The organism is Micromonospora pisi, assembly GCF_003633685.1.
Taxonomy (GTDB): Bacteria; Actinomycetota; Actinomycetes; order Mycobacteriales; family Micromonosporaceae; genus Micromonospora_G; species Micromonospora_G pisi.
Window position 1 is genome coordinate 4,273,150 of the sequence record NZ_RBKT01000001.1, and the last position, 22,741, is coordinate 4,295,890.

Consider the following 22,741-nt stretch of genomic DNA (forward strand, 5'->3'; position numbering starts at 1 on the left):
GCGTCCGGTCAGCTCTGGGCGAGCTGGAAGACGATGGTGTCGCCCCGGTCCTCGCGCTGGATGCCGAACTGCTCCACCGGCAGCTCGGCGGCCTGCTCCCAGGGTGTGCCGGCGATCCGGTCCTTGAGCAGTACGACCGTCCTCACCCCGAGCCCGCGTAGGTAGTCCACGCTGCCCTGGTCGGGGAAGGTCAGGGTCCGCTCGCGTACCTCCGCCAGCGACTCCGGGGTGAACCCGCTGCCGCCGTTCACCACGTCCTGGAACCGGCTGGTCGACCAGAGCATCACGTGCTGGTCGGTGCCCTGGTCGGAGGGGAGGACCATGATCGGTCCGTCGACCGTACGGAGCGCGGCGGGTTGGGCCGGCACGATCGGGGTCGGGGTCGAGTTGAGTCCTTCGACCAGGACCAGGGCCAGTGGCAGCAGGGTCGCCAGGCGCAGCCACGGGCCGGGGCGGGGCGGGATCCGCTCCGCCGCCGAGATGTCCCGGGCCCGCTTGGCGAAAGCGCTCACCGCACCGGCGCCGAGGATGCCGAGCAGCAGCGTGGTCCAGATCATCAACCGGCCCGGTGTACGTACGCCGTCCCAGCCGGGCAGGTTCTCGAAGAGCGGCAGGTAGGTGAAGCGTCCACCGAAGAACTGGGTGCCCATCGCGAGGATGGCGGTCACCAGCGTTGCGGCGAGCAGCAGCAACCGCTGCCGTACGGTCCAGATGGAGAAGAACAGGCCGGCGAGGGCGAGCGCGTAGAGGGCGTACCCGGGCAGGAGGGTGTTCTCCGGTGCCCAGGGCAGCCCGGCCCGCGCCGCCTCGTGCAGCCGTCCCCAGATCAGTGACTCCTGCGGCGCGACCACGAATCCGCTCGGCGGCGGCGAGTAGAGCGCGAGGTCGCCGACCGTACGCTTGGCGTTCGGGTGCAGCTCGGCGACCTTGAAGTACGGGATGGCGAGCAGTGCGCCGATCCCGGCGAAGATCACCGCTCCCCAGAAGTCGGCCAGCAGCAGCCGGATTCCGAGCGGCCGCCGTTCCTTCCACACCCAGGTACGCCGCACGAACCAGGTGACCGCGGCGACGAGCATGATCAGGGCCAGGAAGTACGCGAACGGCAGACCGATCCCGAAGCCGAGGCTGAGCTGCCAGGCCGCGACGAGCCAGCCGGCGAGTGCCCAGCCGGCGTGTCGGCGTTCCGGCCGGAAGCCGTGTCGCAGCGACCAGCCGTGTCCCCGCGCCAGCATCGCCAGCGCCAGCGGGATTCCGCCGTTGGAGAGCACATGCAGGTGACCGGCTTGGGAGAGGAGCCACGGCGGGTAGGCGAAGGCGACCCCGGCCACCGCCGCGCCGATCTTGCCGGCGCCGAGTTGGCGGACCAACGCGTACGCGCCGAGTGCCGCGAGCGCGTGCGCCAGCACGAAGATGATGTTGTAGCGGAGGATCGCCGCGACCGGACCCTCTCCGATCATGCCCGCCGGCGCGTAGCCGAGCAGGGTGTCGGAGAAGGCGAAGCTCCACGACTCCGGGTAGAAGGCGTTGGACTGCCACAGCAGTGCCGGATTGGTCAGCAGGATGTGCCCGGACCAGGACATCTGCCATGCCTGGAGGGTCGGGTCCCAGATGTCCTGGGCGATGGTGTGCTGCGGGTAGCGCAGCGTCGGCCAGGTCAGTACGACTGCCAACGCCAGACTGGCCAGACTGGCCAACGTCCATTCGTGGATCAACGTCCGACCGATCGCACGGCCCACCCGGCCAACCGGTCCGGGCACCGGTTCCGGCGCCGGCCCGAAAGCAGACCACCGGTCCACCGGTTCGCCTTCCGGTGACCCGGGCGGCGAGGTCGTGGTGGCGCGCCGTCCTGGCACGATCCGCCGCCACCAGGGCCGGCGCGCGCCGGGCTGGGCGGCGACGTCGGGGCCGATGGTGCCGAGGTCGATGACGGTGTCGCCGGGCGCGGCCGGGGTGCTCTTGGCCGGGTCGCCGGCACCGGCGTCCGTGCCGTCCGCCGCCTTCTTCGCCCCGGTCTGGTCGGCCTTCTTCTCGGCGGTCTGGTCAGCCCCGCTGGTCCGACCACCGGTGGCGGACTCGCCGGGCTTGGCGGGCTTGCCAGTCTTGCCGGTCTTGCCGGTCTTCGCGGGCTCGGTGGTCTCGCCGGTCTTGGCGGGCTCGGTGGTCTTGGTGGCCCTGGCAGCCTTGGTGGGCGGGGTGGCGCTGGTCGACCCGTTGGTGGTGCCGCCCGACCCGCCGTTCGCCGCTCCGTTGGCGGTGGGAGCCGGGTGATCGCCCGCTTCCGCGGGCGCGTCGGTCATGTTCGACTGCTCGGTTGTCATCAGGCTCTTCCCTTACCGCCGACGCGCTCACCGCTCACTCGCTCGCGCAGGTAGGCGATGTCCGCGCGCTGGCCCGCCGCCCCGCCCGGCGTCTCCACCACGACGGGTGCGCCAGCGGCGCGGATCACGGCGACGACCAGGTCCGGATCGATGTTCCCCTGTCCGAGGTTGTCGTGCCGGTCGCGGCCGGAATCGAATCCGTCCTTCGAGTCGTTGGCGTGGATCAGGTCGATCCGGCCGGTGATCGCTTTGACCCGGTCCACGATGTCGAGGAGGTCCTCACCGCCCGCGTGGGCGTGGCAGGTGTCCAGGCAGAAGCCGACACCGTACTCGCCAACGGCGTCCCAGAGCCGGGCGAGCGAGTCGAACCGGCGGGCACAGGCGTTGTCGCCGCCAGCGGTGTTCTCGATCAGCACCGGAGTGGCGAAACCACCGGACTCGGCCGCGTACGCGAAGGTCTTCCGCCAGTTGTCGAACCCCTTCGCGAGGTCGTCGCCCTTGTTCACATGCCCACCGTGTACGACCAACCCGCGCGCGCCCACCGTGGCAGCTGCGTTGGCGTGCTCGATCAACAGTTTGCGGCTGGGGATGCGGATCCGGTTGTTGAGCGTCGCCACGTTGATCACGTACGGCGCGTGGATGTAGACGTCGACGTCGGCGGCGCGCAACCGGTCGGCGTCGGCGCGGGGTTCCGGTGGCTTCCAGCCCTGCGGGTCGGCGAGGAAGAACTGCACCGTGTCCGCCTGCCGGAGGGTGGCCTCGTCCAACGGGTCCGCCGAGTCGACGTGGGCTCCGATACGCATGAAGGCGAGCCTACGTCCCGGCGTCGCCCGTGACATCGCGGCCGACTGCCGGACCTCGTGGCGGAACCGCGCCGCCACCCTGCGTTACCGCCCGCAAGGCTGGTCGTTAGCACTGGTGAGACTCATGGTCCGGCAGTTCGGACCGGGCCTGGAAGCACTGCCGAACCAAGGGATGAAGAAGTGCCACCGCTGCTCCGTCACCGTCGCGCCACCGTGGCTGTCGCCGCGTTGTTCGCCGGCGCGCCGCCGTTGGCGGCAGCGGTCGCGGTCGGCGATCCGGTTGCCGGCGCTCCTGGGCGGGACAGTGCCTCCGACACCGATCCCGGGGGCAGTGACCTGCTTCGCCTCCGTTACGCACCCGTGCCGCGGGCCGACTCGACGAGGGTGCCCTCGCCGGGATCGGGCTGCCAGCCTGCCGCCGATGCGGCGGTGCGGGTCGACGTGGTGCCGGCGTTCGGACGTACCTATGGCGTTGATCAATGGGCCCCCTCCGTCGCGCGGCCCGGCGCGGCGGAGGGGAGTGCCCGCTGGTCGGCCTGGTCCCCGAGTCTGGCAGCGGGATCTCCCGGAGTTGCCGGGCCATCCCGAAAATCCGGGTCCACCGGCCTGCTCGCGCTGGTCGCCACGGTCTGCGTGGTGGGGGTCAGCGCTGGGGCAATTCGGGCTATTGTCGCTCAACGAGCAACACGGACTGTTGTGGCGTAAGATGACAACTCAGTAGGCTCCGCGGGGCGCCTCCTATCCAACCTCATCGGTGTGGTCGTTCCTCCCCAGGTCCCACCCAAAGAATGCGGATAGGGCGCCCCGCGGCTCTGCAGGAAAGGGGCCCCTTCCCGTCGATCAAGACGGGAAGGGGCCCCTGGTAACACCCGTACGCCCGGTGAACGTCTCGGTACGCCACCGGGTATCCTGGTCAGGTTGTCCATGTACCCGAGGGTTCCCCCTCTGGAGTACGCGGCAACGACGCACGACCTCCTGCCACGGAAGGACCGTGGCCGCTAGCCCATAGGAGGTGAGCACGTCTTGCGTCATTACGAGATCATGGTCATCCTCGATCCAAGCCTCGAGGAGCGCACCGTCGCCCCGTCGCTCGACACGTACCTCAACGTGATCCGCACTGCGGGTGGCTCGGTGGAGAAGCTCGACGTGTGGGGCCGCAGGCGCCTCTCGTTCGAGATCAACAAGAAGGCCGAGGGCATCTACGCCGTCATCGACCTGCAGGCCTCGCCTGCTGCGGTGGCTGAGCTGGACCGTCAGCTGCGACTCAACGAGTCCGTGCTGCGCACCAAGGTCATCCGGCCGGAAACGCGCTGACGCGCGTTCTTTCCCGGCACGCCCGGATCAGCCTCAGGGCTCTGTCGTACGGCTCTGGCAGCCTTACGACGGAGTCTGATGAGTGCGCGAGGAGTTGGTCATGGCAGGAGATACCACCATCACGGTCATCGGCAACCTGACTGATGACCCCGAGTTGCGTTTCACCCCGTCCGGCGCGGCGGTCGCCAAGTTCCGGGTCGCTTCCACGCCCCGGTTCATGGACCGGGCCACGAACGAGTGGAAGGACGGCGACCCGCTCTTCCTTGCCTGCACCGTATGGCGGCAGGCAGCGGAGCACGTCGCCGAGTCGCTGCAGCGGGGTGCCCGCGTGATCGTCTCGGGCCGGCTGCGTCAGCGGTCGTACGAGACCCGCGAGGGTGAGAAGCGCACCGTCATCGAGCTGGAGGTCGACGAGATCGGCCCGTCGCTGCGGTACGCCACGGCGAAGGTGCAGAAGATGTCGCGTTCCGGTGGCGGCGGTGGCGGCTTCGGCGCCTCCGGCGGTGGCGGTGGCGGTGGTGGCCAGCAGGGCGGCGGAGGCAACTTCGACGACCCGTGGGCCACGGCAGCCCCGTCCTCCTCGGCTTCCGGTTCGGGCGGCGGAAACTTCGACGAAGAGCCTCCGTTCTGATGGCGCCGCCGAGCGCTCGAGATCGCAAACCAGGAGCAAGAGCAATGGCAAAGGCTGCGGCACTGCGCAAGCCGAAGAAGAAGGTGAACCCGCTCGACAAGGACGGGATCACCTACATCGACTACAAGGACACCGCGCTGCTGCGGAAGTTCATCTCCGACCGCGGCAAGATCCGCGCTCGGCGGGTGACTGGGGTTACCTCCCAGCAGCAGCGCCAGATCGCCCGTGCGGTCAAGAACGCCCGTGAGATGGCGCTCCTGCCGTACACGGCCACGGCCCGCTGAGAGGAGACGCTGACATGAAGGTCATCCTGACGCAGGAAGTGTCCGGCCTCGGTTCTCCGGGCGACATCGTCGAGGTCAAGGACGGCTACGGCCGGAACTACCTGCTTCCGCAGGGCTTCGCGATCGTCTGGACCAAGGGCGCGGAGAAGCAGGTCACGGTCATCAAGCGGGCCCGTTCGGCTCGCGAGATCCGCGACCTCGGCCACGCCAACGAGGTCAAGGGCCAGCTCGAAGGGCTCAAGATCAGCCTGAAGGCGCGGGCCGGCGACGGTGGCCGCCTCTTCGGCTCGGTCACCCCGGCCGAGGTCGTCGACGCGGTCAAGGCCGCTGGCGGCCCCGTGCTCGACCGGCGCCGGCTGGAGCTGCCCGGCCACATCAAGTCGATCGGTGCGTACGCGGTGCGGGTCAAGCTGCACCCGGAGGTCACCGCCAAGTTCGACCTGAACGTGGTACAGGGACGCTAGTCCGGAACTGACGAGTGAAGGCCGTGCCCCTACGGGCGCGGCCTTCACTCGTGTCCGGCACCAATGTCGTGGTACGGGCCGGGCCCGGCATACGGTCAGCCGAGTGGTTGGCCCGTGATCACGCTGTACAGAACCGTGGAAAGACCTCCGCCGACCACAGCCGAGGCGAGCCCGAGACTGGCCGGACGCCACGCCTTGCTGACCCAGCGCAGCAGTAGCGCCACCACCAGGCTCCCCATCAGGGCGGCCCCGAAGCGGGGCGCCGCGCCGAGGATGGAGGTGAGCGCCTGGGCCCGGTCCGAATCGCACCCGCCCCCACTGGGGTCGGTGACACAACCCGGCGGCGGGCTGTTGTCCAGGGTCACCAGCCAGATGAAGAAGACCAGCACCGGTACGGCGTACCAGGCGGCGGTGTAGAGCACCGCGGCGAGATGGGTGCCGGGCTCGGCGTCGAGCAGGTCCTCCTCGATCCGGCGACTGCTCCGACCAGGTCGCGCGGCCGGGTCGGGCGTGCCATTCGGGGTGGTGCGGCCGCTCCGGGTCACCTGGCTGACGCTCGGACCGCCCCGCTTGCTCCGGCTGGTACGGGGCTCGGCGGGCACCTCGACGACCCGGCTGCCCGTTGTCGTCGGTGTCGGATCGTCCGGTGGCCTGATCCTCGGCGGACGGGGGTAGGCGACCGCCGGCGACCGGGGCGCGGAGGTGGGCGTCTCCATCCAGCGCGGGTCGTCGTCGGCGAGCCGGGCGCCGGACCAGAAGTCGCTGCCCCGCTCGCGCCACGACGGGCCGGCGCCGGCCCGTCGCTCCTGCTCGTCCAGCGCGTCCAGTTCGCTGCGGTCCCAGACGCCGGTGTCGGTGAACCGGTCCCACTGGCCGGTGTCGGTGAACGAACTCCAGACCCTCGGCTCCGCCTCCCGGTCCGGTCGGTCGGTCTCGTCGAACCGGTCCCACTGGCCGGTGTCGGTGAGCCGGTCCCACTGGCCGGTGTCCGAGGCCCGGTGCCGGTGGCCCTCGCCCACCTCGGTCACCCGGTTCCACTGCCCGGTCTCGGTGAACCTGTCCCGACTCCGGCCACCGGTCGACGGGTCGGCACCCGTCACCCGGCCACCTGTCGACGCCTCATCCGTCGTACGGCCGCGTCGGCCCCGGTCGCGGGTCGACCGGCCGCCCTCATCCGGTCCGCCGGCCGTACGTTGCTCGGACTCCGGGTCGGTTCGCTGGCCGCGCCGCCTGGTCACCGGGTCACCCGTGCCCGCCGTCGTACGCGGCCCCGACCACTCGGCTCGACCATCGCGTTCCCGCCGGTCGGCGCGCCTGCCGGGCTCGGCGCGGCGCGCGCCACCCCGACCTGGGGTCGGGTCCGGTGGCGGCTCGGGACGGTCCTCGCTGCCCCAGTGCCAGACGCCGGTGTCGGTGAACTGATCCCAGCGCCCGGTCTCCGTCGAGCGGTCGTCCCGGCGTGGCCTGCCGGTCCGGCTCCACTGCCGGCCGCCGGTGCTTTCGCTGCCGCCGCTGCTCTCGGGCCCGCTGGTGCTCTTCCAACCGGTGTCGGTCAGTTCGTCCCGACGGTCGGCCGGCCGGTCGTCGGACCGGTCACGATCGCGCCGGTCCGACCGCCGTCGACCGCCACTCGACGACCCGCTGGTACGGGTACTCCCCGAGCGGGCGTCGTCGTCGCTCCGGGCGGCCCAGGTCCGACCGGTTTCCGCCGCCGGGCGGCGCGGTTCGGCGTACCCGTCCTCCCGGCCGGTGCGGCGATCCCCGGACCGGCCGTCGATCTTGTCGGCGTGCCGGCCCGCTCCGCGCGGGCGCTCCTCCTCGGCCTCGGTTTCCGCCCGGCGTCGCCGCCCGGTGGTGGTGGGCTCGGAGTCGGACCAACCGGTCGGCGCGGTCCAGTAGTCCGTGGCCGGGCCGCCGCTGTCCCGCCCGCTCGTCCTCGGCGCCTCGGTACGGGGCAGGTCGGCGCCACGGGGAATGTCCGCCCAACGCGGAGCCCGCTCGTCATCGCCACGGTGCCGGCCGCTGTCGTCGCGATCCGTGGTGGACGACTCCCGCGCCCAGGTGGGCGTGTACCGGTCGGGATCACCACGGTGGGCGCCCCGGCCGCGACCGGGGGGCTGGTATCCCTCACCGGTGTGCGAGTGGGGGTCACCAGGGCGCGGATCACCGTCATCGACCCAGGCGTCGGCTGGGCGCCGAACGGGGCGGGTGAGCTCACCGCGCCCCCAGTCCCGATAGTCCACGGCCGGAGCGTGACCTTTCTGAGATCGAATGGCAATCGACCGTCCAGACAGACATGTCGATGCCGACAAAAATCATGCCAGCTCGGACGGATCTTCCTGGAGTTTTCTTTCTCCACACCGTGGGGACGGAGTAGGCCCAAGTCACGGCGGGTACAGGCTACCTTCCCCAGGCGTTATGCACAGCCTGTGCACAGGGCCGCGCACACCCTGGCGCCCACTGTCCACAGGTTGTCCCGAGGCTCATCCACCGCTGCGTTTGGGGTCCTGACCTCGACTTTCGTATGGTTACCTCGCGGATCCCCGCCCCTGACGCGATGGCCCCCGGTCGTATCGGAGGGCTGGCCCGAACCGAAAACTTGTCACACCTCGGCGGTTCGCTCAGAGACAGCCGATCCAGCGGAGGGGGGAGTCGGTGTCGGTCAGCGATGAAATCCGCGCGGAGGCCAGGTCGGCGGGACCGCCCGCAGGCCCACCGGCCCAGCGCGACGGCCAGTTCGACAAGACCCCGCCGCAGGACATCGCGGCCGAGCAGTGCGTGCTCGGCGGAATGCTGCTCTCCAAGGACGCCATCGCGGACGTGGTGGAGATCCTCAAGACGAACGATTTCTACCGGCCCGTGCACGGCACGATCTTCGACGTGATCCTCGACCTCTACGGTCGCGGGGAGCCCGCCGACTCGATCACCGTGGCGGCCGCCCTGGCCGACGCCGGGGACCTGGCCCGGATCGGTGGGGCTCCGTACCTGCACACGCTGATCGCCAGCGTGCCGACCGCGGCCAACGCCGGCTATTACGCCCGGATCGTCGGGGAGCGGGCGGTACTGCGCCGACTGGTCGAGGCCGGCACCCGCATCGTCCAACTCGGGTACGGTTCCGCCGCCGGCGGCGGGCGCGACGTGGACGACGTGGTCGACCTGGCCCAGCAGGCCATCTACGACGTCACCGAGAAGCGGGTGAGCGAGGACTTCGCGATCCTCGCCGACATGCTCCAGCCCACGCTCGACGAGATCGAGGCGGTCGGGGCCCAGGGCGGGGTGATGACCGGCGTACCGACCGGTTTCTCTGATTTGGACCGATTGCTGAATGGGCTCCACCCGGGCCAGCTGATCATCGTCGCCGGCCGTCCCGGCCTCGGCAAGGCGCTCGCCCTCGACACGCCGCTGCCCACCCCCACCGGTTGGACCACGATGGGCGCGGTCAGGACCGGTGACCGCTTGATCGGTGCCGACGGGCAACCGACCACCGTCACCGCCGCGTTCGAGGTCAGGTACGACCGCCCCTGTTACGAGGTGGAGTTCTCCGACGGCAGCCGGATCGTCGCCGACGCCGAGCATCTCTGGCAGACCACCACCCTCGCGGAGCGCGCGGTTGTCGCCGGGGTGACCACCACGGCGGGCAGCGCGACCGCCGGCAGCCCCACAACGCCGTCCACGGACGGCGTACGCACCACCGTGGAGATCGCCACCACGCTCTGGACGACGGACGAGCCCGCCACCGCGTACGGCGCGGAGACGACGGGGGGAGCCACCCGCGTCGCCGTACGGCGGCCGAACCACGCGGTCGAGAACACCAAGCCGCTGCGGTTGCCCGAACGCGAACTGCCGGTGCCGCCGTACGCGCTCGGTGTCTGGCTCGGGGACGGGTCGCGGCCCGGCAAGCGCCACCACGTACCCGCGATCAATGATCTGCTCGCCCCGTCCGGCGAGGCACGGGACCAGCGGATACCACCCGCCTACCTGCGTGCGGCCGAGGTGCAGCGCCGGGCTCTGCTGGCCGGACTGGTCGACCCGGCCGCGACGGTGGGCGCGCGGGGCGAGATCCGTTACGTGACCGCCTCCGCCCAGCTCGCCGAGGACGTGACCGAACTTGTCGTCAGCCTCGGCTACCACTGCTCGGTGACCCCGCCGGAACGGTCCCACCAGGCGACGAAGGCCAGGTCCGGCGGTTACACCGTGACGTTCTCGACCTCGGACGAGGTGTTCCGGGTGTCGGACCAGGGGTTGGCGCACCGGACTCGGCGGGAGGCCGTACCGGCCCGCGACGCCGACCGGCGGTTCATCGTCGCGGTGCGACCGGTGCCGAGCGTGCCGGTCCGCTGTGTGACGGTCGACAACGACGACCACCTGTACCTGGCCGGGCGATCGATGATCCCGACGCACAACAGCACCGCGTCGATGGACTTCGCCCGGAACGCGGCGATCCGGGCCAACCACGCGGCGGCGATCTTCTCGCTCGAAATGAGCAAGGTCGAGATCGTGATGCGGCTGCTCTCGGCCGAGGCCCGGGTGCCACTGCACGTGCTGCGCAGCGGGCAGCTCTCGGACGACGACTGGACCAAACTGGCCCGCTGCATGGGTGAGATCAGCGAGGCCCCGCTGTTCGTCGACGACACACCGAACATGAACCTGATGGAGATCCGGGCGAAGGCGCGGCGGCTCAAGCAGCGGCACGACCTGAAAATGATCGTGGTCGACTATCTCCAGCTGATGAGTTCGCCGAAGAAAACCGAGAGTCGTCAGCAGGAGGTCGCGGAGCTGTCCCGGGGACTGAAGCTGCTGGCCAAGGAGGTCGAGTGTCCGGTCATCGCGGTGAGTCAGCTCAACCGTGGTCCGGAGCAACGTACCGACAAGCGACCCCAATTGTCCGATTTGCGGGAATCTGGGTCGATTGAGCAGGATGCGGACGTGGTAATCCTGCTGCACCGCGACGACTACTACGACAAGGAGTCGCCGCGCGCGGGCGAGGCGGACTTCATCGTGGCCAAGCACCGTAACGGCCCCACCGACACGGTGACCGTCGCGGCGCAGCTGCACCTCTCCCGCTTCGTCGACATGGCGATCGTCTGACCGACGCCTCGACGCGGGTGCCGGCCAGGGCCCGAAAGCCCTGGCCGGACAGGTCGCTATCGAAGGTCAGTCGAAGAGCTCGTTGAGGAAGCTCTTGCGCTTCTTGTTCCGGTAGTGCCCGTGGTAACCCTGGTGCTGGTGCTGCTGCCCGTACACCGGGGCCGGCGGGTAGCCGTGGGTGACCGGCGGCGGCGGGGCGTGGCCCGGCGTGGGGTAGCCGGGCTGGTGCTGACCCGGGGCGGGCGGCGGCGGGTAGCCGGCACCCGGCGGAGGCGGCGGTGCGTAACCACCGGCCGGCGCGGCGGACGGCTGCCGGGGCGGGGTGCCGCCCTGCTGGTTCCAGTTCGCCTCAGCCTCGAAAAGCTTCTCCAGCTCGCCACGGTCGAGGAAGATCCCGCGGCATTCGCTGCACTGGTCTACGGTGACGCCGCTGCGCTCGTACTGGCGCATGTCGCCCTGGCACTTCGGACATGTCAGATGCATCACTCGAAGGTACCGGGTCGAGTCACCTTCACCCACCGAGCATGGCCGTTACTTCCCCGTCGGACACCTCGTGGAAGTCGTCGTAGAAGCGGCTCACCGCGCCGAAGTCGTCCGGCCGCTGCGGGCAGACCACCTCGTCCGCCTCCGCGACGAGGGCGTGGTACGCGGCGGGCGAACCCACCGGCACCGCCACCACCACCCGACGCGCGCCGAGTCGGCGGGCGACCGCCACGGCGGCGCGGGCGGTCGCGCCGGTGGCGAGCCCGTCGTCCACGATCACCGCGGTACGTCCGTCGAGCGACAACGGTGGCCGACCCGCCCGGTACAGCCGCTCCCGGCGTTCCAGTTCCGCGGTCTCCCGGCGTACCACCTCGGCCTGCTGCTCCGGGGAGACATGGTCCGCCAGCTCCGGATTCAGCACCTGGACCCCGCCGGGGCCGAGCGCCCCGAACGCCACCTCCGGGGCCTGTGGCAGGCCGAGCTTGCGTACGACCAGGACGTCGAGGGGTGCGCCGAGCCGTTCGGCCACCGTGGCGGCCACCGGCACGCCGCCCCGTACCAGGCCGAGCACGGTGTTGTCGGACCGGTCGGCGAGCTCGGTCAGCCGGTCCGCGAGAGCGGCACCCGCGTCGGCCCGGTCCCGGTAGGTCGTGGTCATGCCTCAAGGTGTACGCCTCGCCGGCCCGCCCCGCCTGCCAGTCGCGCCAGATTGCCCGGGTACGAATCCGCCGGTGCCCGCGCCCGGTCGGGTCCAGCCCGCCGGTGTACGCCGCCAGGTTCAGCCCGTCGGGGTTCAGCGCAGCCCGCCGAGCCACCAGCCGAGGGCCGCCGCGCCGAGTCCGGCGACCAGCGTCGCGGCGACGTTGCACAGGGCCCGCAGCCGCCCCCCGGGACCGTCGCCCGCCAGCCGTACGGTCTCGTAGCTGAAGGTGGAGTACGTCGTCAGCGCGCCACAGAAGCCCGTGCCGAGGAGTGTGCCCACCCACCCCGGCACGGTGCCGCCGAGGCCGGCGAGGAGTCCGAGCACCAGGGAGCCCAGCACGTTGACGATGAGCGTGCCCCACGGCAGGGTGACGCCGAGCAGGCGGCCGGCGAGCCGGTCCACCAGGAACCGGCAGGGCGCGCCGACCGCCCCGCCGGCCAGGACCAGGAGCAGGGTCATGGTTTCGGCCCGATCCGGGCGACCAGCCAACCGCCGAGCCAGACGGCGATCAACGCACCGGCCAGGGTGCCGAAGACGTACCCGGCCGCGAGCAGGGGCCGCCCGGTGTCCAGCAGGCCACGGGTCTCGACCGCGTAGGTGGAAAAGGTGGTGTATCCGCCGAGCACCCCGGTGCCGAGGAAGGGGCGGAGCAGCCGATGCGGGGCGATCCGGGCGGTGACGAAGGCCATCAGCATGCCGAGCAGGGCGCAACCGGTCAGGTTGATGACCAGGGTCGCCCAGGGCAGCTGGCCCGACGGGGTCGGCCAGGCCACGCTCACGCCGTACCGGGCGGCGGAGCCGAGAGCGCCTCCGAGTGCCACCGCCGCGACCACGTCCCAGGGCAGCCGGTCGGGGAGCGTGCCGGCCGTGGGTCCGCCGTGCGGCGCGATGCCCTTACGGGTCATGTGCCGGTCGCCGCCGTGGTCGGGGTGGCCGGGTCGGCGACGCCCGCCGAACGGGTCTGTCCGAGCCGTAGGGCGGGCGCCCAGGCCAGGAACGCGATCGGGTAGAGCAGGTAGCCGAACCGGGTGGAGGGCATCAGGGCGATCGCGGCGAGGAGCCCGTACCCGCAGATCCGGGCGGCCGTCGCGGCGGTGGACGGCGGCCGGCGGAGCAACCGTACGGCGATCGCGAGTCCGGCCGCGACGAGCAGCGCGGCGGCGATCACCCGCCCGGCGGGCAGCGCCGAGGCGATCAGATAGCCGGGGAAGGGCGACTGCGCGGGGCTGGTCACCACGCCGTGCCCGAGGGGGAAGCGGAACACGTTCTCCACCAGTGCCGCCGAGTCCACCAGCTGCACCGGGATCAGCGCGGCCACCGGCAGCCCGATCGCCCCGGCCGCCAGCGACGCCGCCTTCCGTCGGCCGTTGGTCGCCGCGTACGCGAGCAGCACCAGGGCGACCGGCCAGGCGAAGAGCTTCAACGCGCCGGCGAGGCCGATCACCACCCCGGCGGCACCGAACCGTCGGGTCACGCCGAGGGCCAGGGCGAGCAGGCAGAGGGCCAGGACGGGCAGGTCGTCACCGCCGGTGGCGAGGGTGAGCGCGCAGACCGGCAGGACGGTGGCGAGCTGCGCCGCGCGTACCAGGGCCGAGTCGCGCGCGGTGCCCGGCGGCGGTTGGTCGGCCGACCAGGCCGACCGGCGCGGGCCGGCGCCGCCACCTCGCACGGTGACGATCGCGAGGACCAGGGCGGCGGCGGTGGCGACGGCGAACCAGATCCGGGCATCGGTCCACCAGGCGTCGCCGGCGAGCCCTCGGGGCAGGCCGAACAGGGCCATGCCCGGCTGGTACGGGGTGTAGCCGAGCAGTTGCTCACCGGTCGGTAGTGCCCGGATCGCGTCCGGGCCGAGGTACGGGGTGCCGTGGTCGAGGAGCCGGATGCCGGCGTGCTCGATCACGACGACCTCCTCCTGTGCCCGGTCGGTACGCCCGGCGGCCCGCTCGACGCTCTGCCACACCATCGGTAACAGTGCGGTGGTCGCCCAGGTCACTGCGGTGAGCGCGGCGCGGGCGGCGGTGCTGGTCAGCCGGGTGTGGCCGCGTCGGCGAGCGATGATCTGCCCGACGACGACAAGCGTGGCGACCAGGTAACCGGCGGTGGCGACCGTGCCCCACGCGCGGTGCGGCAACAGGGTGGAGGTGGCGGCGGTGACCGCGGCGAACACGGCCGAGGCCGCGTAGAGCCCGAGGTCGGCGGCGAGCCCTCCAGCGGCGGAGTCGATTCGGAGCCAGAAGCGGCGGCCGTGGGTTCGCCAGTTCCGGGGGATCACGCGGGCAAGTGTGGCAGACGGTCCGTCTGTCGCAGGCCGGTACGTCGACCCGGGGACAGCCGGATCACCGAACCCTCGTCGTGCAGCGGCTGGGCGAGCGCTCCCGACCGGCCGTCGGCCCCCCGGCGGAGCGCGGCGAGCATCCGGGTCGCCGTCATCGGTCGGGCGAAGAGATGACCCTGCCCGGCGGTGCAGCCCAACTCCCACAGTGCCCGCCGCTGCGGTTCGCTCTCCACCCCCTCGGCGATGACCAGCAAGTCGAGACTGCGCCCGAGGTCGACGGTGGAGCGGATCACGGCGACCGCCTCGGCGGAGGTCTCCATCGCCATGACGAACGTACGGTCGATCTTCAGCTCGTGTACCGGGATCCGGGAGAGGACCGAGAGCGACGAGTAGCCGGTGCCGAAGTCGTCGAGAGCGAGCCGTACGCCCGCGTCGCGGAGCTGGCCGAGGACCCGGTCGACGACCTCGAGCTGGCTGAGTGTCAGGTTCTCGGTGAGTTCCAGGACCAGCCGTTCCGGTGGCAGGCCGTGCGATTCGAGCCGGTCGAGTACGACCTCGGGAAAGCTCGCGTCGAGCAGGCTGCGGGGGGAGACGTTCACCGCCACGGTCAGGTCGAAGCCGGCCGCCTGCCATTCGTCGGCGGCGACGATCGACTGGTCGAGGACGGCGCCGGTGAAGGCGGGCAGGAGGCCGGACCGCTCGACCGCGTCGAGGAACCGCAGCGGGTCGATGGTGCCGTGGGTCGGATGCTGCCAGCGGGCCAGTGCCTCAGCCGCGACCACGGCGCCGGTGCAGAGGTCGACGATCGGTTGGAAATCGACGGTGAACTCGCGCTCGGCCACCGCGCGGGAGAGGTCTCCGCTCAGGGTGAGGCGGCCGACGTCGGCGGTGTCCCGGTTGGCCGCGTAGCTGGTGAGCCGAAGCCCGGCGCGCTTGGCCTGGTACATCGCGACGTCGGCGCGGCGCAGCAGCTCGGGCATGCCACCGGTGCCGGGGGCGACGGCGATCCCGCCACTGGCCTCGACACTGATCCGCATGCCGTCGAGCTCGATCGGTTCGTGGAGCGCGGCGAGCAGCCGTTCGGCCCGGTGGGTGGCGACGGCCGGGGCGGGCAGGCCGCTGATGAGGATGGCGAACTCGTCACCGCCGAGCCGGGCGACCAGGTCGTCGGGGCCGGCGACCGCCCGCAGCCGGTCGGCGACCACGATCAGGACCCGGTCGCCCGAAGGGTGGCCGAGCGTGTCGTTGACCTCCTTGAAGTGGTTGAGGTCGATCAGCAGCACCGCGGCGAGACCGTCGGCGTGCCGCCGGTCCAGCTGTTCGGTGCCCCGTTCCAGCAGGTGGCGTCGGTTCGCCAGGCCGGTGAGTACGTCGTGCGACGCGGCGTGCGCGTGCTCGTCGGCGACCCGGGTCAGTTCCGCGTACGCGCTGGCGTTCCGGATCGCGGTGCAGAGCGCCGAGGCGAACGTACGCAGGGTGTACCGCTCCCGTTCGGAGAGCTGGATCGGTCCGGGGAACCAGAGGTGGAGCAGTCCGATCTCCACACCGTCGTGGCCCTGGAGCGGGGTGGTGATGGTGGTGCCGGTGCTGGGTGGCGGCTCGCCGGTGGGGCCGTCGAAGGTGATGGTGGTGCTGTCGCCCCGTATGGTCCGTCCGCCGTCGTGTCGGGTGACCTCGACCTGGTCGGCGTTGAACAGGTCGGCCGCGCTGTGTACGGCGGTGCGGAGGACCTGGTTGAGGTCGACGTCGTTGAGCGCGTCGGTTGCCCGCGCCAACTGCTGCCAGGCGTCGCGTTCGGCCCGGCTGCGCAGTCGGGACGAGTAGGCGAGGTGGAGGCTGAGCACCAGTGGTGGGATGATCAACAACAGGCTCTTGTCGGCCTGGAGGATCAGCACGATGGACCCCACCACCAGGAGGCGGGCGATGCCGCTGGCGAGCCGGAGGTCCCAGTGGCGGGAGAAGAGCTTGCTGAGGCTGACCCGGCTGGCGAGTGAGATCACGGGCAGGGTCAGTGCCTCGTCGAGCACGACCACCACCAGGTACGCGGCGATCAGCGGCACGATCCGTTCGGAAAGCGGTCGCTCGTCCGACCAGGACCAGTCCATGGCCAGGAACACCAGTCCGGCCGCGGTGGCGAGCAGCATGTCCTTTGCGACACCGAAGGCGAGTTTGAGTGGGGCGAGCCGGACGATTGCCCGGGCGATGCCCACGCCGAGTCCGGTGCAGAGGATCACCCAGGGGATGGGGGCGAACGCGAGACCGGCGAGGACGGCGACCTCGGTCCACGAGATGCCGTGCGGGGTCGAGCGGATTCGTATCCGCACGCTGACCGTGGCGCCGACGACCACCAGAAAGGTCAGTTTGGCGGCGGTGGCGAGGTCGTCGAAGGTTGGAATTCCGTGGGCCGATATATCACGGATGCTGATTACTGCGGCTATGGCAGCAGAAACGACGACGAGACCGACAAGCAGCACCAGCCGCCGATCGGTCCCAGTGTCGTCCTGTTCAGTCCGAGTCATACCAGTCCTTTGTCGCCACTCGGTATTTCTCTCGTGACGGTATGTCTCGACAGCCTACGACTCGCAGTTGTTGTCGGGTACCTCTGCTCAGAGCCAGTCGGTAGCACGCATGTCCGCGTCCTCTCTCTCGTCGTACCGATGAAGCGGGAGGGGGCCCGGCGCTTCGATCGTTGCTGTTCGACGGGAGAATCGTATGGGCGCTCGCGCGAAATATCGACCATTAAATGTCGATATGCGCAGTATCCGCTAATCCTCGCCTAGTTTGCTACGTTCCGTCCTGATATGGGAACTGAATGCTTATATGGCCGTCGGGATCGGCGCCATATTTCCTATTTGCCGATTGAGAACGTCGCAATCGAGAACGAGTGCCGGTCGGCCGGTCCGCACCGCCGCGCGACGGCTGTCGAGCCGCCCACGCACCCCCGCCCCGGCCAGGGCGATCGGTTCGGCCGGCCCGCCCCCGGGCAGGCCGTCGTACCGCCCCAGACATCCCACCCCGGGTGTCATCGGCGGATGTTCTCTCGATTCGGCGGTCCAGTCAATTTCCGTTGCGAACGCTCCGCGCCGCCTCGCGCCGGCACGGCCCCGGCCGGCCCGACCCGCCGGCACGGTCGCGACCGGACGGCGGTGGTCGATAGGCTCGCGGCGTGACGACCTCGGAGCACCTCACCCACGTCGACCGGGCCGGGGCGGCCCGGATGGTCGACGTCTCGGACAAGCCGGTGACCGGCCGCCGCGCCGTCGCCGCCGGTCGACTCCAGACCACCGCCGAGGTGGTCGAACTGCTCCGCCAGGACGGCCTGCCCAAGGGCGACGCCCTGGCCGTGGGGCGGTTGGCCGGCATCATGGGAGCCAAGCGGACGCCGGACCTGATCCCGCTCTGTCACCCGATCGCGCTGCACGGCGTCACCGTCGACCTCCAACCAGGGGACACGACGGTGGAGATAACCGCGACCGTACGGACCGCCGACCGGACCGGCGTGGAAATGGAGGCGTTGACCGCCGTGGCCACCGCCGGACTCGCCCTGATCGACATGGTCAAGGCCGTCGACCCGGCAGCCTCCCTGGAACACGTACGGGTGCTGCGCAAGGAAGGCGGCAAGACCGGGGACTGGACCCGACCGGAGGACCGCTCGTGATCCGCGCCAGAGTGGTGGTCGCCTCCAACCGGGCCGCCGCCGGGGTGTACGCCGACACCAGTGGTCCCCGACTCGTCGCCGGCCTCCGTGAACTGGGCTGCCAGGTCGACGAGCCGGTAGTGGTGCCCGACGGCGAGCCGGTCGCGAGCGCACTGCGCCAGGCCCTGGCCGACGGGGTCGACGTCGTACTGACCAGCGGAGGCACCGGCGTCACGCCGACCGACCGGACCCCGGAGATGACCCGCGCGGTGCTGGACTACGAGATCCCGGGCATCGCCGAGGCGATCCGGGCGCACAGTCGGGCGAGCGTGCCGACCGCCGCCCTCTCCCGGGGGCTGGCCGGGGTGGCCGGCCGGATGCTGGTGGTCAACCTGCCCGGATCGACCGGCGGGGCGAAGGACGGGCTTGCCGTACTCGGCCCGATCCTGGCGCACACGGTCGACCAGCTTCGCGGCGGCGACCACCCGCAGCCGGGCTGAACCGACCGGGACGGCTCGACGGGGACCAACTCGACGGCGCGCGGCGATAGGCTCGATCGGTGAGCGCGAAGACTCGATCGGTACGTGCGAAGAAGAGCCTGCCGAGGGTGGCCTGGTGAGCGTCGAACCCGCTGTCGCCACGGACCGGGGTGCCCAGCGCCCACCGGTCGACTGGGCACGGGCGCGAAACCAGGTGTACGCGGCCGGCCAGGCGGACGCGCTCGTCCCCGTGGAGCTGCCGTTGCCCGAGGCGGACGGGTTGACCCTGGCCGAGCCGCTCACCACGCTGACCGATCTACCCGCCTTTCCCACCTCCAGCGTGGACGGTTGGGCGGTCCGGGGCACCGGTCCGTGGCGGGTGGTCGGACGGGTGCTCGCCGGCGGCACCCCACCTCCGCTGCCCGAGAACGGTACGGCGGTCGAGATCGCCACCGGGGCGATGCTGCCGGACGGCGCCGACGAGGTCCTGCGGATCGAGGAGTCGACCCGTACGGACGACGGCCGGGTGGCCGGCACACCCCGCACCACGCCGGAGTGGCGTTCCCCCGGCGAGGAGGCGTACGCCGGTGAGGAACTGCTCCCGGCCGGTACTCCGGTCGGACCGGGCGTGATCGGGCTGGCCGCCTCCTGCGGCTACGACCAACTGCGGGTGCGTCCGGCACCACGGGCCGCCCTGCTGGTCTTCGGCGACGAACTGCTCACCGCCGGGCCACCGCAGGCGGGTCAGGTGCGCGACGCGCTGGGACCGGCCGTACCGGCCTGGTTGCGGCGGTACGGTGCCAGGGTCGATCCGGCCGACGTGATCGGACCGGTGGCGGACACCCTCTCCGCGCACGTGGCGGCGTTGCGTACGGCGCTGGCCGGCGCCGACCTGGTCTGCACCACCGGCGGCACCATGCACGGCCCGGTCGACCATCTGCATCCGGCGCTCGCCGAACTCGGCGCGGACTACGTGGTCAACACCGTCGCGGTCCGTCCCGGCTTTCCGATGCTGCTGGCCCGGGTGACCGGCCCGGACGGGCGCAACCGTTACGTCGCCGGGCTGCCGGGCAACCCGCAGTCCGCGATCGTCGCCCTGGTCTCGTTGGTGGCGCCGCTGCTCGCTGGGTTGCAGGGGCGGCCGATGCCGCTGCTGCCGTACGTCACCCTGGGCGAACCGGTCGCCGGGCGGGGGAACTACACGCACCTGGCCCTGGTGCGGGTCGACCCGGTACTCGGCACCGCCCGCCCGGTCCGGCACGTCGGCTCGGCGATGCTGCGCGGGCTGGCGCAGGCGGACGGGTTCGCGGTGATCGAGCCCGGTGGTACGGGTGAGACCGGAGCACGGGTGCCGCTCGTACCGTTGCCGTTGCTGCCCTCAGTGGGATCATGATCTCGGCCTGTCGGCCACGTACGGAAAGGTGGGCACCGTGAGCGCACCGACTACCACGGGTGTGACCGAGGTGGCGGTCACCCTCGAACCACTCGACCTCGCCGCGCACGAGGCGGCGGTCGCCGGCCCCCGTGCCGGCGCGGTCGTCTCATTCCAGGGTGTGGTCCGGGACCACGACCACGGCCGTGCGGTGACCAGCCTGGAGTACGAGGGTCACCCGAGCGCGCTCGACGTGCTCCGTTCGGTGGCCGCCGAGATCGCCGCCGACCCCGACGTGTACGCGGTCGCCGTCTCGCACCGGATCGGGCCGCTGGCCATCGGTGACGCGGCCCTGGTGGCGGCGGTGAGCACCGCCCACCGGGCGGCCGCCTTCGCCGCCTGCGCCCGGCTGGTCGACGAGGTCAAGGCCCGGTTGCCGATCTGGAAGCGGCAGGTCTTCGCCGACGGCACCGAGGAGTGGGTCAACTGCCCCTGAGGGCAGCCGACCCGGCTCAGTGCGGCCGGTTGTAGAGCGGAAGGCGGTCGAGCCGGCGACGTTCGGTGTAGAAGGCGGGCTCGGCGCCGGGACGCCAGGGCAGGGTCGCGACCAGCACGATCAGCGCCAGTGCCAGCGAGTTCTCCATCAGCGCGCCGAAGAAGCCGTCCTGGTAGTGCGAGACCTCGGGGAGTTTGTGCTCGTACGGCCAGATCGGCGAGATCACGAAGAGCAGGTAGAGGCTGACCGCCGCCACCGCGTGCCGGAGCCCGGTCAGGGTCGGGAACCAGATCGGTGACCGGAGACCGATGACGCCGACCGGGTTGATGCCGGCCGGGGGACCGATCCGGTCCAGCAGCCCACGGCTGGCGCGTCGACGACGTAGCGCGGTGTCGGCGAGCACGATGATTGCCGGCAGCACCCAGACGAGGTGGTGCGACCAGGAGATCGGACTGATCACATTGGTGGTCAGGCCGACCAGGGTGAACGCGGTCAGCTCGTCGCCGTCGGCGTGCGCGTTCGCCGCCCGGGAGAGCCCGATGGCGAGGATGACCAGGGCGAACGAGAGCCAGAGCAGTCCGGGTGTCTCGATCGAGTCGTAGAGACGGGCGAGTACGCCGGCCAGCGACTGGTTCGGCGTCATGTCCGCCGCGCCGACCCGCTCGGTCTGCCAGAGCACGCCGGTGAAGTAGCTCATCGATTCGCGGCCGGCGATGGCGAAGGTTCCCAGGGTGACCGCGATCGTGGTGCCGATCGCGGTCATCGCGGCCCGCCACTGCCGGGTCACCAGCAGGTAGAAGATGAACAGCGCCGGGGTGAGCTTGACCGAGGTGGCCAGCCCGATGCCGACCCCGGCCCAGGCGCCGCTGAAGAAGAACCGACGCAGTGGACGGTCCTCCCGGCCCTGCCGGGTCCCCCGGTGGGCCCGCCAGCGCAGTGCCACCAGGTCGGCGATGATGAGGCCGAAGAGGAGCAGGTTGACCTGCCCGTAGCCGAGTGTCTCGCGGATCGGTTCGGTGGCCACCGCGAGTGGAACCGCGATGCCGACGACGAACCAGAGCGATCCGCCGAGCCGTTCGGCGATCGGTCGCAACAGGGCGGTCAGTACGACCGCGAGCACGGCGATGCTGGCGAGGACGTTCAGCCAGCCGGCGACGTCCACCGGAAACCACGCCATCGGCAGCATCATCAGCGCCGCGAACGGTGGGTAGGTGAAGCCGAGCGTGGTCATTGGCGCGATGAAGGTGTAGATGTCGTTGCCGCTCGCCCACCAGACGACCGCGCCGTGGTAGATGCGCATGTCGAAGAAGTTGTACGGGCGTCCGAAGGCGTCGATGGCGAGCCATGCGGCGTACCAGACGGCGGCGATGATGCCGAAACGGGCAACGGTTCTACGATCGATGCCACGAGTGGCACGGCGGACTGGGTCGAGTCGGTCCAGCCGTCTCCCGACGGTCGCCGGCATGGTGTGGCACCCCCGTACAAGTGTCGTGCTTTCCGAAAATCCCGCCCAGGTCCTGTTGGGAGCCTAGAACGAAGGACCACTCGCGCGCCCGTTGCGTTATCCGACCGTGTCCGATCCCACACTAGTTCGCGACATTTCCACCGCGTTAACGCAGGGCGACTGTTTCACGTTATTCGCGGTTTCCGTCGTACCGGAGAGGACACGCCCCGATATCGACGCAGCTCAGCCGGGGACCGCGCGATCATCCGGGCAGCCGCCGCAAGCTCAGCGCGGACTTCGCGGCGATTCTCGTACCCCGTTGGGCCCCTCGTACGGTACGTCGTACCGACCGGCGGCCGTCGCCGAGCGCGTGTCCGGCGCGCCACCGCAACCCCGGTCGACCCTCGGTGTCCACGGCGGCGAGCAGCAGGCCGCCGAGCAGGCCCAGGTTTCGCATCAGGTCGATGCGCTGTTGCCGGCGTTGCGCCGGATCGTTCTCGGCCCAGTACGGGTGCCCGGCGAGCGTGGTCGGCACCAGTGTGCCGGCGAGCACCAGCGCGGCCGGCCGGGCGAGGACCCCGGTGGCGAGCATCAGCCCGCCGACGAGCTGGACCGCGCCGTTGATCCGGACCAGCGACGCGGGGTCGGTCGGTATTCGCGAATTGATCCGGGTCAGCGTGGGTGCCACCCGGTTCGTCACCCGCTCCGCGCGGACCGCGAACGGCTTGGGGTCCGCTGCGGCCTGGGCGCCGTTGACCACGAAGATGCCGCTCAGCAGGGTTCGCGCGACGCTACGTACGGGTCTCATGAGACCAGTCCTACCCGCTCGGCGTCCCCTTCACCCCCGCAACCGCCGAACTGACCGGCGGCCGTCACCCCCGCGCCGTACGCCTGTGACCAGCGTGGATCACGCAACTGCTCGGCCAATGTGATGCAGACCGGGTCCCGCT

20 protein-coding genes are annotated in these 22,741 nt (G+C 71.1%); 9 read left to right on the forward strand and 11 right to left on the reverse strand.

The features are described from left to right. Positions 1-8: 8 nt before the first annotated feature. Both BDK92_RS18100 and BDK92_RS18105 read right to left on the reverse strand, forming a co-directional pair. Positions 9-2,318 carry a hypothetical protein gene (locus BDK92_RS18100; RefSeq protein ID WP_246017107.1) on the reverse strand — a complete coding sequence of 770 codons (2,310 nt, stop codon included), beginning with the start codon at positions 2,316-2,318 and terminating at the stop codon, positions 9-11. Next, the gene (locus BDK92_RS18105; protein WP_121162353.1) at positions 2,318-3,121 is read right to left on the reverse strand and encodes a deoxyribonuclease IV; all 804 of its coding nucleotides are present in this window, start codon (positions 3,119-3,121) and stop codon (positions 2,318-2,320) included. The genes BDK92_RS18100 and BDK92_RS18105 overlap by 1 nt, the downstream gene beginning before the upstream one ends. 1,023 nt (positions 3,122-4,144) lie before the next feature. On the opposite strand from BDK92_RS18105, the gene rpsF reads away from it, so the two are divergent. The 4 genes from rpsF (at position 4,145) to rplI (ending at position 5,814) form a co-directional block, all read left to right on the forward strand. Next, entirely contained in the window at positions 4,145-4,435 is a 291-nt protein-coding gene (rpsF, locus tag BDK92_RS18110; protein ID WP_121157770.1) for a 30S ribosomal protein S6, read from the forward strand. Positions 4,436-4,517: 82 nt separating this feature from the next. Further along, positions 4,518-5,066 carry a single-stranded DNA-binding protein gene (locus BDK92_RS18115; protein WP_211349271.1) on the forward strand — a complete coding sequence of 183 codons (549 nt, stop codon included), beginning with the start codon at positions 4,518-4,520 and terminating at the stop codon, positions 5,064-5,066. A gap of 44 nt (positions 5,067-5,110) precedes the next feature. Further along, entirely contained in the window at positions 5,111-5,350 is a 240-nt protein-coding gene (gene rpsR / locus BDK92_RS18120) for a 30S ribosomal protein S18 (protein WP_007073789.1), read from the forward strand. A gap of 14 nt (positions 5,351-5,364) precedes the next feature. After that, positions 5,365-5,814 carry a 50S ribosomal protein L9 gene (gene rplI / locus BDK92_RS18125; RefSeq protein ID WP_121157771.1) on the forward strand — a complete coding sequence of 150 codons (450 nt, stop codon included), beginning with the start codon at positions 5,365-5,367 and terminating at the stop codon, positions 5,812-5,814. 95 nt (positions 5,815-5,909) lie between these two features. On the opposite strand, the gene BDK92_RS18130 is transcribed toward rplI, so the two are convergent. After that, positions 5,910-8,057 carry a hypothetical protein gene (locus BDK92_RS18130; RefSeq protein WP_121157772.1) on the reverse strand — a complete coding sequence of 716 codons (2,148 nt, stop codon included), beginning with the start codon at positions 8,055-8,057 and terminating at the stop codon, positions 5,910-5,912. Between the two features lie 412 nt (positions 8,058-8,469). Here BDK92_RS18130 and dnaB point away from each other — a divergent pair, with 412 nt between their 5' ends. Next, positions 8,470-10,902, forward strand: a complete 2,433-nt coding sequence (dnaB, locus tag BDK92_RS18135; RefSeq protein ID WP_121157773.1) for a replicative DNA helicase — start codon at positions 8,470-8,472, stop codon at positions 10,900-10,902. A 66-nt stretch (positions 10,903-10,968) separates the two neighbouring features. Here dnaB and BDK92_RS18140 read toward each other — a convergent pair whose 3' ends face one another. From BDK92_RS18140 to BDK92_RS18165, 6 genes are all read right to left on the reverse strand, one after another. Then, positions 10,969-11,388: a TFIIB-type zinc ribbon-containing protein gene (locus BDK92_RS18140; RefSeq protein ID WP_121162355.1), complete on the reverse strand. Its 420-nt coding sequence runs from the start codon at positions 11,386-11,388 to the stop codon at positions 10,969-10,971. 25 nt (positions 11,389-11,413) lie between these two features. After that, a complete protein-coding gene (locus tag BDK92_RS18145; protein ID WP_121157774.1) occupies positions 11,414-12,043 on the reverse strand; it encodes a phosphoribosyltransferase in 630 nt (209 codons plus the stop codon). Positions 12,044-12,178: 135 nt separating this feature from the next. Further along, complete coding sequence (locus BDK92_RS18150) at positions 12,179-12,547, reverse strand: fluoride efflux transporter FluC (RefSeq protein ID WP_121157775.1); 369 nt, start codon at positions 12,545-12,547, stop codon at positions 12,179-12,181. Then, positions 12,544-12,993 carry a fluoride efflux transporter CrcB gene (gene crcB, locus BDK92_RS18155; protein WP_121157776.1) on the reverse strand — a complete coding sequence of 150 codons (450 nt, stop codon included), beginning with the start codon at positions 12,991-12,993 and terminating at the stop codon, positions 12,544-12,546. The genes BDK92_RS18150 and crcB overlap by 4 nt, the downstream gene beginning before the upstream one ends. Next, a complete protein-coding gene (locus tag BDK92_RS18160; RefSeq protein WP_246017108.1) occupies positions 12,990-14,360 on the reverse strand; it encodes a glycosyltransferase 87 family protein in 1,371 nt (456 codons plus the stop codon). The genes crcB and BDK92_RS18160 overlap by 4 nt, the downstream gene beginning before the upstream one ends. Further along, complete coding sequence (locus BDK92_RS18165) at positions 14,357-16,882, reverse strand: putative bifunctional diguanylate cyclase/phosphodiesterase (RefSeq protein WP_121157777.1); 2,526 nt, start codon at positions 16,880-16,882, stop codon at positions 14,357-14,359. Before BDK92_RS18165 ends, BDK92_RS18160 begins: the two co-directional genes overlap by 4 nt. A gap of 647 nt (positions 16,883-17,529) precedes the next feature. On the opposite strand from BDK92_RS18165, the gene moaC reads away from it, so the two are divergent. From moaC to BDK92_RS18185, 4 genes are all read left to right on the forward strand, one after another. Then, positions 17,530-18,021 carry a cyclic pyranopterin monophosphate synthase MoaC gene (moaC, locus tag BDK92_RS18170; protein WP_121157778.1) on the forward strand — a complete coding sequence of 164 codons (492 nt, stop codon included), beginning with the start codon at positions 17,530-17,532 and terminating at the stop codon, positions 18,019-18,021. Beyond that, on the forward strand, positions 18,018-18,500 hold the full coding sequence (locus BDK92_RS18175) for a MogA/MoaB family molybdenum cofactor biosynthesis protein (protein ID WP_121157779.1): 483 nt from the start codon (positions 18,018-18,020) through the stop codon (positions 18,498-18,500). Before moaC ends, BDK92_RS18175 begins: the two co-directional genes overlap by 4 nt. A gap of 115 nt (positions 18,501-18,615) precedes the next feature. Beyond that, entirely contained in the window at positions 18,616-19,872 is a 1,257-nt protein-coding gene (locus BDK92_RS18180; RefSeq protein WP_121157780.1) for a molybdopterin molybdotransferase MoeA, read from the forward strand. Between the two features lie 37 nt (positions 19,873-19,909). Continuing rightward, the gene (locus BDK92_RS18185) at positions 19,910-20,347 is read left to right on the forward strand and encodes a molybdenum cofactor biosynthesis protein MoaE (protein ID WP_281278625.1); all 438 of its coding nucleotides are present in this window, start codon (positions 19,910-19,912) and stop codon (positions 20,345-20,347) included. A 16-nt stretch (positions 20,348-20,363) separates the two neighbouring features. Here BDK92_RS18185 and BDK92_RS18190 read toward each other — a convergent pair whose 3' ends face one another. Both BDK92_RS18190 and BDK92_RS18195 read right to left on the reverse strand, forming a co-directional pair. Then, positions 20,364-21,812 (reverse strand): glycosyltransferase 87 family protein, encoded by a 1,449-nt coding sequence (locus BDK92_RS18190; RefSeq protein WP_121157782.1) that lies wholly within the window; start codon positions 21,810-21,812, stop codon positions 20,364-20,366. Between the two features lie 241 nt (positions 21,813-22,053). Beyond that, entirely contained in the window at positions 22,054-22,599 is a 546-nt protein-coding gene (locus tag BDK92_RS18195) for a DoxX family protein (RefSeq protein WP_121157783.1), read from the reverse strand. Positions 22,600-22,741 lie beyond the last annotated feature (142 nt).

Excerpts from the sequence above, each read along its gene's own strand:
- BDK92_RS18105 (WP_121162353.1), bottom strand. The coding sequence starts at position 3,121 with ATGCGTATCGGAGCCCACGTCGACTCGGCGGACCCGTTGGACGAGGCC.
- BDK92_RS18190 (WP_121157782.1), bottom strand. The coding sequence starts at position 21,812 with ATGCCGGCGACCGTCGGGAGACGGCTGGACCGACTCGACCCAGTCCGC.
- BDK92_RS18100 (WP_246017107.1), bottom strand. The coding sequence starts at position 2,318 with ATGACAACCGAGCAGTCGAACATGACCGACGCGCCCGCGGAAGCGGGC.
- rplI (WP_121157771.1), top strand. The coding sequence starts at position 5,365 with ATGAAGGTCATCCTGACGCAGGAAGTGTCCGGCCTCGGTTCTCCGGGC.
- crcB (WP_121157776.1), bottom strand. The coding sequence starts at position 12,993 with ATGACCCGTAAGGGCATCGCGCCGCACGGCGGACCCACGGCCGGCACG.
- rpsR (WP_007073789.1), top strand. The coding sequence starts at position 5,111 with ATGGCAAAGGCTGCGGCACTGCGCAAGCCGAAGAAGAAGGTGAACCCG.
- BDK92_RS18150 (WP_121157775.1), bottom strand. The coding sequence starts at position 12,547 with ATGACCCTGCTCCTGGTCCTGGCCGGCGGGGCGGTCGGCGCGCCCTGC.
- BDK92_RS18145 (WP_121157774.1), bottom strand. The coding sequence starts at position 12,043 with ATGACCACGACCTACCGGGACCGGGCCGACGCGGGTGCCGCTCTCGCG.
- BDK92_RS18165 (WP_121157777.1), bottom strand. The coding sequence starts at position 16,882 with ATGACTCGGACTGAACAGGACGACACTGGGACCGATCGGCGGCTGGTG.
- BDK92_RS18195 (WP_121157783.1), bottom strand. The coding sequence starts at position 22,599 with ATGAGACCCGTACGTAGCGTCGCGCGAACCCTGCTGAGCGGCATCTTC.